The 12,588-nt window shown below is 36.9% G+C and carries 10 protein-coding genes; all 10 read right to left on the minus strand.

What is annotated here, in order from left to right; genetic code table 11:
* Nucleotides 1–38: 38 nt before the first annotated feature.
* Complete coding sequence (wecB, locus tag NSCAC_RS06570) at nucleotides 39–1,166, minus strand: non-hydrolyzing UDP-N-acetylglucosamine 2-epimerase (protein ID WP_197744028.1); 1,128 nt, start codon at nucleotides 1,164–1,166, stop codon at nucleotides 39–41.
* 45 nt (nucleotides 1,167–1,211) lie between these two features.
* The gene (locus tag NSCAC_RS06575; protein ID WP_197744029.1) at nucleotides 1,212–2,348 is read right to left on the minus strand and encodes a TIGR03088 family PEP-CTERM/XrtA system glycosyltransferase; all 1,137 of its coding nucleotides are present in this window, start codon (nucleotides 2,346–2,348) and stop codon (nucleotides 1,212–1,214) included.
* A gap of 3 nt (nucleotides 2,349–2,351) precedes the next feature.
* On the minus strand, nucleotides 2,352–3,920 hold the full coding sequence (gene xrtA / locus NSCAC_RS06580; protein WP_232085908.1) for an exosortase A: 1,569 nt from the start codon (nucleotides 3,918–3,920) through the stop codon (nucleotides 2,352–2,354).
* Nucleotides 3,921–3,986: 66 nt separating this feature from the next.
* Complete coding sequence (locus tag NSCAC_RS06585) at nucleotides 3,987–5,201, minus strand: TIGR03087 family PEP-CTERM/XrtA system glycosyltransferase (protein ID WP_197744030.1); 1,215 nt, start codon at nucleotides 5,199–5,201, stop codon at nucleotides 3,987–3,989.
* The gene (locus NSCAC_RS06590) at nucleotides 5,202–6,263 is read right to left on the minus strand and encodes a FemAB family XrtA/PEP-CTERM system-associated protein (RefSeq protein ID WP_197744031.1); all 1,062 of its coding nucleotides are present in this window, start codon (nucleotides 6,261–6,263) and stop codon (nucleotides 5,202–5,204) included.
* A gap of 13 nt (nucleotides 6,264–6,276) precedes the next feature.
* The gene (locus NSCAC_RS06595; RefSeq protein WP_232085909.1) at nucleotides 6,277–7,122 is read right to left on the minus strand and encodes an XrtA system polysaccharide deacetylase; all 846 of its coding nucleotides are present in this window, start codon (nucleotides 7,120–7,122) and stop codon (nucleotides 6,277–6,279) included.
* A gap of 47 nt (nucleotides 7,123–7,169) precedes the next feature.
* Nucleotides 7,170–9,305, minus strand: coding sequence for a porin family protein (locus NSCAC_RS06600; RefSeq protein WP_197744032.1), 2,136 nt, complete (start codon nucleotides 9,303–9,305; stop codon nucleotides 7,170–7,172).
* Nucleotides 9,306–9,325: 20 nt separating this feature from the next.
* On the minus strand, nucleotides 9,326–10,207 hold the full coding sequence (locus tag NSCAC_RS06605; RefSeq protein ID WP_197744033.1) for a polysaccharide biosynthesis tyrosine autokinase: 882 nt from the start codon (nucleotides 10,205–10,207) through the stop codon (nucleotides 9,326–9,328).
* Between the two features lie 80 nt (nucleotides 10,208–10,287).
* On the minus strand, nucleotides 10,288–11,829 hold the full coding sequence (locus NSCAC_RS06610) for an XrtA system polysaccharide chain length determinant (RefSeq protein WP_197744034.1): 1,542 nt from the start codon (nucleotides 11,827–11,829) through the stop codon (nucleotides 10,288–10,290).
* A gap of 14 nt (nucleotides 11,830–11,843) precedes the next feature.
* Entirely contained in the window at nucleotides 11,844–12,425 is a 582-nt protein-coding gene (locus NSCAC_RS06615) for an XrtA/PEP-CTERM system exopolysaccharide export protein (protein WP_197744035.1), read from the minus strand.
* Nucleotides 12,426–12,588: the final 163 nt, after the last annotated feature.

The following is a 12,588-nucleotide window of genomic DNA, read 5'->3' on the forward strand; positions in this document are numbered from 1 at the left end:
TATAAAAGATGGGTAGTAAATTTTTTAATACTTAATTATTAGAGACAATTTAGTAAAACCTCTTTGATTCGAAACGCTGCTCTACCATCCCATAACTCTGGGATACGCCCTATTTTTCCACCTGTTGTAAGCACATTACGAATAGCAGCCATAACTCGGCTTGGATCTATGCCCACAATAGTATTTGTACCCTTTTCCACAGTAATAGGACGTTCTGTATTATCACGAAGCGTGATACACGGTACACCTAAGGCAGTAGTTTCTTCTTGAATACCTCCAGAATCAGTTAATACTAATTTAGCTTTATCCATTAACCCTAGCATTTCTAGGTAACCGGCTGGAGGAGTACAGATTATATTTGATGATTGCCCTAACGTTTCCAACAATCCATTTTTTTTAAGCATAGCACTTGTTCGAGGATGCAATGGGAAAATAATAGGAATTTGCTCGCTTATATTTTGTATCAGTAAAAGTATATCTTTCAATACTGAGGGATTATCCACATTAGCAGGCCGGTGCAGAGTAAGTACTGCGTAATTTTTATCAAACTCCTTAAGCAGGAGCGGGATCTCTATATTAAGATTCTTTAAAGTCTCTGCTGGAGATACGGCTTTCAAGCGATGAATTTGTAAGCTATCAATCATAACATTACCTACAAAATGGATGCGTTTTTCGTCTATTCCTTCTCGAAGCAAGTTTTCTTTTGCAGATCGCTCAGTAGTAAAAAGTAAATCAGATATTTGATCAGTTAAAACTCTATTAATTTCCTCAGGCATAGAACGATCAAAGCTACGCAACCCTGCTTCTACATGAGCTATAGGAATTTGTTTTTTAGCAGCAACTAAGGCACAAGCAATAGTTGAATTTACATCACCAACAACAAGTACTAAGGATGGGTTTATTTCATCAATAATTGGCTCAAAGCGTTGCATAATAGTACCAGTTTGCAAACCATGACTAGCGCTGCCTACTTCCAAATTAATATCTGGCTTCGGAATTCCAAGCTGCTGAAAAAATAACTCCTGCATAGTAGAGTCATAGTGTTGACCTGTGTGGACTAGTATTAAAGGTACTACTCCATTGAGAGCAGCCATGATAGGAGCAATTTTAATAAAATTAGGACGTGCACCTACAATGCACATTATTTTTTTGTTGGTAAGACTCATTATTTTTATATACTAATAAACTAATGCCTGCTAATAGATTATTTTCTATGTAGCTGCTAATAACGAATTATAAACATTTATGTAATTATCTACCATTGTTTGGATTGCAAATTTTTCTTTTACTCGTTTTCGCCCTGACTGACCATGATTTTTTATCAGTTGAGCACTATTAATATATGTAGCTAACGCTTTTGAAACCGCCTTAGAGTCTGCCTTTGGGACGAGTATACCCGTATTTTCAGTTACTAATTCTGGATTACCTCCCACGTGAGTAGCAATTACAGGTAGTCCTGTTGCCATTGCTTCTAAAATAGTGTTAGAAATACCTTCAGCAAGTGAAGGTAAAACAAAAATATCCATAGATTGTAATAATGTAGGAATATCTTTGCGATCCCCTGCAAGCCAAATTAAACCCTCTAATTTTTCTTCTTTAATTAAATCTTCAATTTGAGATCGTAGAGATCCCTCTCCTACGATAATAAGTCGTAAAAATTTCTTACTATCAGGTATTTGTTTTACTAAATTGATAAAGGCCTGAATTAGAGTGATCTGATTCTTTATTGGTTCTAACCGACCTACTGTGCCAATAATTAAGCAATTGCTATCTGCAAACCCTGAAGGTAATACCGATTGATCTTTGTTAGGGAAAAAACGCTCTGTATCTACGCCGTTATAAATTGGTGTAATATAAGATGTAGGAACATTTATGCTTTGATGTAAATAATTTACAGTAGGTTGGGATAAGGCAATATATCGATGAACGAAAGGGCGGTATAGCCGCCGTATCAAACGATAATGCCAATTTTTTCCTTCTGGATCATGAATATCCCAGCCATGTTCTCCATGAATACGTATTTTAACTCCCGCAAGTGTAGCAGGGATTTGCATTTCTAATGCTGCAAGGTTACGTGTATGTACGATATCTGGTTTTATATTCCGCAGTAATTTCCAGATATGAGCATAAATCGAAAGATCTCTACCCTCTTTTTTATGTAATTCATAAATAGGAATGTTAGAGTGAAGTCGCTTAGAAAATTCTGTCGTGTGCTTAATACATACAATATGGTGCTGATATTGATTATCAGTATGATTAATAATATTGACTAACCCATTTTCTAGTCCACCCGTCTGTAAGCGAAAAATGATATGTACGATGATTGGATGGTTTTTTCGAGTATTCATGTATTATTTACATGCTAGTATTGATCTTGGCGAAGTAGTTGCTGGGTTCTCATTTAGGAATTTTGATAAGAGCCTCTTGGATTTTTCCACCTCTACTGTGTTTATAATATCAGTAGCTACTGCAATTAATATGGATCCATGTGTTTGAGGATGAATTAATTTGCCCCAAGCCTCAAATATTTTTGCTTTTATTAAATTTATTGTTTGCCACCCAGAGATATTATACCAATACCAAACTAAGCGATAACCATTAGTTGATCGCATGACTAATTCTCGTACTTGAAAATTTTTTCCTTCTAGAGCAACAAGTTGATTCTCCTCAGAAACTCGTTGCCATACCTTACCATCATAAAGGTGGTTTTGAGAGTTTATCAGCTCTGAATCTTGGGTTTCTTCCGGATAATAAATCGTAAGAATTTGTATTTCTTTATTTTTTTCATTATTCAATGAATAAACTTGACGAGTATCTTGTTCTGTCGATGGGAAGCTTGGATCCCAAACATCACTTGGATGAAACGGACCTGACCAGTTTAAGCTGCCTTTAGGAATAGATACAGTACAGGCAGTATTTATTGGTTGTTTATATAACTGAATTGCACTTATTGGTCCTAGACTAGCTGCTGTAATAAGCAATAATCCCGTTAAAATAAACTGTTTTTTTGAGTTAGAGGTATTGCTATTAATAAGAGAATCGACTGATATAGAGTTGACTATATTAGACTCACGCCAGAAAGACCCTGCCCAAAATAGGAAAAAGATAACTGCTCCAAAAAATATCCAGCCATAAATAATATGATCAATTCCCGTAGCAAGTTTCATACTGCTTAGATAGGCAATCATAATAATCATATAAGCGCGAATACCATTAGCAATAATAGGTACTATGATTGAAAATGCAATAAATATTGCCCGTTTATAATAGCTTTGATAGCTTAAATAAGCATAAAGTGTACCTAATGCAAGGGAAGAAATAAGATATCTTAGCCCACTACACGCTTCTGCAACTTCAAAAGTGCCGGAAGGGATAGTAATATAGAGGCCCTCTAAATAAACAGGTACTCCTGTCATTTGGAGACCTTTGACTGAAACATAGGCAGTAAAGTCTTGCAATGGAGGAATCAATGCCTCTCCAATAGGTACTGCAAAAAATAAATAAGCAAGTGGAAATGTTAGAGCACGTACTACTCTACTGCCAAGAATGCCCCATGTTATACCGATAAGTAGTGCAATAAATAATAATTGCTGTGCAAACTGTACTGCTGCAATGTGGGCCAGTAACCATCCTATTGCGATTAAACAAATAAGTACTATGGCTACAGGTTGTGGTTTTGGCTGGATTTGCTGAAGTTCTTTTCTTCTTGTCCAAATCATATAGCCACTAATAGGAAAAATGAGAATTCCATGGGTAAATGTTTCAGATCGTAGCCAAATAGCTATGATAGAAGTAAGTGTATCTCTATAAATCAGCAATAAGGCAATAAGGATAAAACTCACTGTACTGGCAGCAAATACCCATCTAGAGCCCCAGCTAGTATGTACTTGGTACTTATATTCTTCCTTTATAGTATTCACAGCAATTTTCCTTTTTGTGAGAAAGGTATTTTTAATTTGTTAAATTGAGGACTAAGCCAAAAATTTTTATTTATTAGGTAACTGGGAAAGAGATTGAAGGTGATGCTCCCAACAATAGTTATTAAGTACATAATTTCTACCGATTTTACCTGCATTTAGCTCATCTCCCTTTTGTAACAAATTAACTCCTTTTGTAACTAATTCTTCAATACCCTTACCAATTAGAGCATGACAAGCTTGTGGTAGTTCAATGCCCTCTGCTGCTTCTGGTGTAGCTAATATAGGCTTGGCCATTGCCATAGCTTCAAGCATTTTATTTTGAATTCCTCGAGCAATCCGCAATGGAGCAACCACACCACTAGCATGGGCTAAATAAGGACGCACATCAGGTACGGATCCAGTTACATAAATATGATCGTGAGAAATTAACGCACGTACTGGTTTTGCTGGATGGGATCCCACAATATAGAAACGAGCGGAAGGAACTTCCTTTAAAATTTTAGGAAAAATATGCTTTGTAAACCAAACCACTGCATCAATATTAGGGCGATAATCCATAGCACCAGTAAAAACTAGGACCTTACTTTCTGGATTATAGGGGGAAGGAAAACAATGATCTGGAGAGAAGAAATCTATATCTACTCCATTAGAGATAGAAAAAATCTTCTCTGATAAATCTGGTGCTAAGGTACAAAACAATTTTGCCTCTGCTTGTGAAACAAATATTGAAGCTCCTACCTGACTAGCTATTTCTTTCTCAAAATCTAATAAAGCATTCGCTTCTCGTTTATAAATCCATGAAAGAGGAAGAAATGAGGTTTTACTATAAGCTCGCCATTTTTCTGAATCCACATCTACGAAATCAACTATAGTTGATAGACTTAGTGGTAGATATTTTAAATACTGTGCCATCGTAGATGAAAAAATAAAGACTTTCTTTAATGTATAACACCTTGCGATTTCTTGCACCCATTTAGTCATGGAATCATCTTGATAATAGGCTAGCCCAAGAGGTTTTTTTGTAGTTAGCCCTACAAGGGACCTAAATAATGCCTGATTTCGAGATAGAGGGCGTAATAATGCCTCACCTTTACACAACGCTTGAAGATGGGAAACATATTGCCAATCCTCGGGATCGTCTATAAAAGCACCCACATGCACCCGATAATAGCGGGCAAGAAAACTTAATAAATGATAAGATCGTATCTTATCTCCTTTATTCGGAGGATAAGGTATTCTATGAGCAAGAAATAACAAATCACCCTTTGATTCGATATCCATCTATCCAAGATTACGTGCAATTAAAGGTCCTATGAACTGGGCTAATGGTAAAGGTAGACGTTTCCACGCTTTAATAAAAAAGCGATAACGAGGATTAAGTGGATTTTTCTCTGGCATCTTATCTGCCTTAATAAGTTTATATTCATAATATAGAGGTTCTGGTTTAAAGCCCCAATGAGTTTTAAAGCGATAAGATCCTGTATTGAGTTTACTCCGTCCATAGTCAAAAATTTTTATTCCATGTTCAGCAGATCGACGCATAAGTTCCCAGTACATAAAATCATTGGCTTTTATATCTCTTGCTTTTTCTGATCCTCCTCCATAGTAAGGCAATACTTCATCTCGAAAATAAAAACTCATTACGCTACTGACTGGATAGTAATTGTGCAGTATGGTAAGTATTTGACAACGATCTCCAAACACTTCTTTAAGGACTTGAAAATAATATTTTGGAAAAACAGGGGTCCCTAAATTACGGGTACTTTCTGAATAAAGCTGAAAAAATCGATCAATATCTGTATCTATAATACTTAGTAACCCAGTATCTATACCTTTTCGTACCATAGCCCGTTGTTTTCTGGGAATTGCTGCAAGATTCTTATCTGAATCTGGATCAATTTCCTTGCGAAAAGTAACGTATAGATCGCTTCGATGCCAAGTGGGATCTCTTAATGTAAGATTACGCAGCTCGAGATAATCTACCCCTAAATCCCATGCCAATTTATGGGCCGCTTGGGTTAAAAATTTACATGCTTCCTCAGATCCTATAGCACCACCATAGACACAAAATGGAGTTGAAATTAGAGCATTTCCAAATAAATAGCTATGAATATGCCCTAGAGGGAGTACGCCGATAATTTGCTCTTTTTGTTCTGCATAAAGGTAATAAGTTTTGTGTTGATAAGTACGTTCTAATACTTCTTTCCAACCTGAAAGATGAAAAAAAGTACCTTCCGGGTAAGCTTCCACAAACTGATCCCAAATTATCTTGCGTTCTTCATCAAGGAATTTCACGCTTAGCCCTAGTACTTTATCTTCTAATAGTGGTGTATTATTATTCATAATTAATCGCTATTTATATTTTTGAGGGAAAAACCTTATCAATACGATCCCAGTGAAATTCAGAAATTAACCGTATGAGTCGTTTTTCCATTCTCTTAAGATTAAGATAATGGCGGATTCGGGTTTTTAGTTTAAGATTCTTTTGCTGAGGTTGTTCTGGATCAATTTCCCAAGGATGAAAATAAAAAACACAAGGCTGATTATCTTTTTGGTTTACTCTACGTAGTGCCCAACGGGATAAACGATAAGGAAAAAGCCGGAAATACCCGCCTCCACCACAAGGAAAATTCTGCTTAAATAGGCGGACTGTACTAATTGGGATTTCAAGTAGTAGTGCTTTAGGGGTTTGAAATGCAAATCTAGGCGCCTCTGGCATTCCGTAAAGATCATGTCGAACTGGATAAATGCTAGAGCTATAACGATATCCAGTATCTGCTAATATCTCATGAGCCCATAAATTATTTCTGCCAATAGAGTAACTAGCTGCCCGATAGCCTACGACTGAAATTCCAGATAAATCTTCTAGTAATTTTTTAGTGCGAGACACATCCTCTTTAAAGCTTTTAGGATTTTGAGTCGTCACTCTTATATGATTATAACCATGAGATGCAAGCTCATGACCTGATTCCACAATGCGGCGTACTAAATTAGGGTAGTGCTCTGCCACCCAACCTAGCATAAAAAAAGTAGCGTGAATATTGCAGTTAGAAAAAATCTGTAAAATTCGATCTGTATTTTGCTCAACTCGGTGATTTAAATTATCCCAGGAATCTCTAGAAATTACTTTTTCAAAAGCAGAAACTTGGAAATAATCTTCCACATCTACACTCATCGCATTGGTAAGGTTGTTTTTTTGCATTGAGAGAGAAGCTCCTCTAATCTACTAAATATTAAGCTATAAGTTACTTAAAATCTTGCCATAAGCATTGCCATAATCATATTTAAAGTATAATCTCCTCCAGTACTACCTAAACCACCTCCAAACCCACCTAGACCAAATCCACTCAAACCACCGAATGACCCACCAAAATTAGCTAGATCTGGCATTTCCCCTTGTCCATACATATATCTTAACATTACACTGAGTTTAGGATCGAAGCTATGATATACACTAAAAGAAGCATTCCACATTTTACCTGTACCTGAAGCCCCTAGAGAGGTTGGAGAGCTGGGGGTTGAAAATAAAGTATTCATCATCATACCGCCAAGAAACATGCCTGTACGTTGATTAAACTGCCAGCTCCAATAAGCAGATCCACCTTGTAATGTTTCTTTACTTCCCCCAGCTTGGAAATTTTCCCCAGCTTGGAAATCCCGATCCATTTCAAAGGCATTGAGCATAAATCGAGTTTTACTTGTTAGTGAATGGGACCAGTAAGCCATCATCATGGTGCTTAGAAAAGCCTCATTAGTTATTCCTGGTAAGGTAATAATAGGCCCGCTATTTAGCCCGCCTTGAGAAAATAATAGTTGATCAAAAGTAAGAAATTGCTGGTTATACATCACACCAACACTATCCTTTTTTGTACTATAGCGAGCATTAAAAAAGCCCGTAGGTCCAAAAAAACGCTCTCCATAAGCACCCTGAATAAAAGTTCTTCGACTTGGTTGATAAGATAACCCTGTATACCACATCATACCGCTAGGTCTTCTGCCAAAACTTCCGATATTACCTTCAGCCCCAAAAGTATTATCCTCATAGCCAATGATTCCAAATGCAGATAGTTTAGGAAATATACGTACTCGACCTGAAATCATTTCGTAGCCAAATTTAGTATCTGGCATATTTCTACTATTTAAAAAATATTGACCTGTCATAGCTGACCAGCCAAATCTATCTCCAAATGCAGGACCACTTTGTATAGAACCCATCACCATATCTGAACTGGTTCCCGCTAGATTACCGGGGGCAATTACTAATTGCTGTCGTCCATACATGGCATTTCCCGAAACAGTATCTCCCCAATTCCAACAGTAAGATGGAAAGGCCTGTGCAGTAATAATTGTTGAAATATTATTAGAATCTACTGCATTTCCAAGACCGCCACCAAAACCGCCCAAACCGCCAAAACCACCGCCCAAACCGCCAAAACCACCGCCCAAACCGCCAAAACCACCGCCAAAACCACCGCCAATACCACCCATACCACCCATACCACCCATACCACCCATACCACCCATACCACCCATACCACCCATACCACCCATACCACCCATACCACCCATACCACCCATACCACCCATACCACCCATACCACCCATACCACCCATACTGTTATTTCTATTACCAGCACAGGAGCCACCGCCCATACCGCCCATACCGCCCATACCGCCCATACCGCCCATACCGCCCATACCGCCCATACCGCCCATACCGCCCATACCGCCCATACCGCCCATACCGCCCATACCGCCCATACCGCCAAAACCACCCATACCGCCAAAACCACCCATACCGCCAAAACCACCCATACCGCCAAAACCTTCGCCTAAACCGCCAAAACCACCAAAATTTCCGAAACTCCCAAAAGGAGATAGCACAGGGTTATCTAAAATTTGAAATCCCATAAGACCTACATTTAGAAATAAATGATTTTTAAGCACTTCTGCTCTTGTAATGCTATAGAGATCATGAAAAAGTCGATTTGAAACCCCTTCACTTCCACCAGCAAATACAAGGTCTTCTAAAAAATACATAGTACTTGTCTTAACTCGACCTCCCATTTTCTGAAAAGAAAATCCCGGCATAATTTCGGTGATATAAGCTCCTTGAGCAGTTTCAGATGAGCCTAGGTTAGTATTATTTAGATAAATTTCAGCCAGTCTAAACATAGGAAAAAGCCTCCATGATTTCCCAGGGCCTTCCTTAGCTTTTTCGGCAATAGGTTTGCCTGGAGTAGGCCTATTGTCAGTAGCTTCTTTAGTAGTAGGATCTTCAGCGGTAGGCTTTTTAATACTAGTGGGGAGATCTCCAAAAGCAAGACTACTTATTAGTAAAGATAGTAATCCAACGGAGAGAGTAGGATATTTTAATAACTGCACTATTTTAATAGAATATATAACTAGTCATAATTCTTCTCTCCGTAGCCATAACTATATGATGATCCCATAGATTGCTGGCTTTTATTTATCACTCCCCAAACAACTTGTTCTGTTTGATCCAGCATAGCAATTGCTTCTTTTGCTGCAGTTTGTAAGGTATTACCAGCACTTATTACAAATATTATTTGACTCATAAAATGAGCTAAAACACTAGATTGGGTAGTCATTAATAAAGGTGGTGTATCAAAAATAATTACCCAGTGTGGATGTTTTTTAGCAAGATTAGTTACAAAACCTAACATTTGCTGACTAGCAAGTAATTCTGTTGCAAAGGGATGATTTTCCCCAGAACCAATAACATAGAGGCTTGGAATATTAGTATTGAGAATTACATCTGATTCGTATGCTGTACCCTGTAATATTTCCATGAGCCCATGTTTTTTTTGAATTCCAAATATTTTACTTGTCTCTGGTTTGATCGTATCTGCATCTATTAGTAAAACTTCATGGTTATATTCCATTGCAATACTAATCGCAAGATTAACTGCGGTAAACGTTTTACCCTCTCCTTGTAAAGCACTGGTTACCATCAATAAGTTACTTGGGCTATCATCGAGTTGTTCATTTTTAAAAATACTTTTTAAAATAGGGCGTTTAATTAAACGATACTCTTCTGCAATTCTACTTTTAGGATTCTTTGGTGTAATAAAGCCTCTTTGTTCAAGATTCTCTAAATTTAAATTAATTCTCTCTCCTACAGAGACTTCAGTCGAATTATCTAAATGATGTAGATTATGCTTTTTAACATGTACTGGCTGATGATTTAAAGAAGATGGTGGCTCTAAAGTAAAACTAGGCACAGATGTTTTTTTCTGTGCCATTGCCTTTTCAATACTACTCATATACAAACTGTCCTAGTTTTATTTATATGTGGCACTCTATTTAATATGCTGATATTAGTAAAAATTTTACCTTTATAACTTTAAATATGAAATTTACTAAAAATATTTATATTAAGGATATAATTGACCATTATTAGACTATATCCAGCAATTAATATACTTAGCATGAGGGAAAAGAGTATTAAATTAATCCTCTGTTTTTTTACTATTTGAGGCGTAAGAATCATTGAGACAAATCCTAGTACTGGAATTTCTACTGTACTTTCAAATCGTTGTCGGGTATAAAAAACAGGTTTTAACATAAACAGAAAAAAAGAAAAAGCGATACCAGAGCCTATGGAGAGAACAAATGCAGCCGTAGCTAATAAAGGTCGATTTGGACCAATAGGCACCGTAGGTTTAGTTGGTGGATCTATAATACGGAATTTTATACTCTCTGGAGATTCATCTACGTCTCTACCCATTTTCGCTGATTGGCGGCGCTCTAATAATTCCTCATAGTTTCTTTTATAAACTCCGTAGTCTCGAGTAAGACTTGCCAGTTCTGCCTCTACTTTAGGTAAGGTATCTACTAAGCCTTTTAAGCGATTTATGATCGATTCTAAAGAATTAATGTGTGCCTTTTGGGCTGCTATTTCAGCATCAGCTTCTGCCAAGCTAATTTGCATTTGTTGTTGGTAGTAACTTATTTTTTTGGATTCTCCTGAGTTTTCTTTAGAGCTTGTAGTCTTCTTTGAGGGTTTATCGATTAAAGAATCAATCTTTTTTTGTAACTCTACAATACTGGGGTGTTTATCCGTATATTTAAGCATTAATTCATCTAGTTCGTCTTGTAATTCTTGAATACGCCCACTATTTGCATTTGGATCAATAAAAATACTCTCTTCACCATCTTCTGTCTTACCGCTTAACTCACGCTTAATCGCATCTCGCCGATCTGTCGCTATTTTCAATTCAGTATGTGCCTGTTCTAGCTCAGCCATTTTTCCTTGTAGCCGAGAATAATAACCCTCTTTTTCATTAGGCATTAATCCCACATGTTCCCTTTTAAAGTTCATTAATTTCTCTTCAGAATCATTTAGCAGCTCTAGATAAGATTTGATTTGTTTGTCTAGAAACTCCCCCGCCTGATAAGATTTATTTTGGGATGTACCCAGGGTGTTTTCGACGAAAATATCTAAAATTGTTTGTACTACTTTTTGTGCTAAAAAGGCACTATTTGCTTGATATGAGATCTCAAATAAATTGTCTCGAGTCCCTCCTAATTTGATTTTCTTTTGAAGTTTTTCTACTAAATCCTCCTCTTCTTTCTCAGTAGTAAAAGATAAATTCATATCTGTTTCAGCAACCACTTTTTCTAAATTAGGACGGCTAAGTAGCGTTCTTGTGATAATAGAAAGGCGTTGATCTATATTAGGGCGAACCGCTAATCCCTTAAGTAGGGGACCTAATAGGGATTCTGTATCTACATAAACTCTTGCTTTAGATTCATACTCATCAGGCATATTGATAACAAAAAGCCAGCCAGAAATAGCAACTGCCCATACTATTGCTATACCGTACCAGCGATAACGCTTAATTCCACACCAATATTCATAGACTAACAGCCAAATCTCGTGCATAAATTTTCTCTTACTTAAAAGAAAGATTCAGGAATAATCAAGATATCCCCAGGGAGCATTTGAATATTTGCAGTAATATCTCCACTCTTAACTAAATCATCGAGTCGTACTCTATATTCCTTTGCCACACCATTTACAGTGCGTATCAGTGTAGATCTATTTCCAGCAGCAAATTCTGTAAGGCCGCCCACCTGAATCATGACATCAAGTAGACTCATATTTTCTATATAACTCAATGCTTGAGGCTCGGCTGCTTCTCCAGCAACTCTAATTTGTTCACTAAACCGGCCTACAAAACCAGATACCATCACTGTAACGATTGGTGTTTTTACAAAAGTAGATAATCTATTCTCTATATCATGGGCTAGTTCAGCAGGGGTTTTTCCACTAGCTTGAAGGTCTTCAATAAGAGGGGAATTAATTCGCCCATCAGGACGTACAGCAATACTACTTGAAATATCTTCATTTCCCCATACAAAGATCTCTAATTGATCTCCAGGACCAATAATATAGTAGGGAGCTTTTTCTGTTTGAGTAGCTATTGCAGGGGCTAGTGGCTTACTTGCACAACCGAAAAGAAAAATACTTATAATCATAGGCTGTACAAAATATAAAAACCAAAACTTATGGCTTTTAAAAAATATTTTTAGCATCTTAGTATTTACTATAAAAAACCAATATTTTACATAAGAAATTTTTTTTAAGAATCTAATCTCTAAATAAGAAATTAGTATTTACCATTAGTTTATATTAGTAATA

Origin of the sequence: Candidatus Nitrosacidococcus tergens (assembly GCF_902810445.1) — a bacterium.
Classification (GTDB): domain Bacteria; phylum Pseudomonadota; class Gammaproteobacteria; order Nitrosococcales; family Nitrosococcaceae; genus Nitrosacidococcus; species Nitrosacidococcus tergens.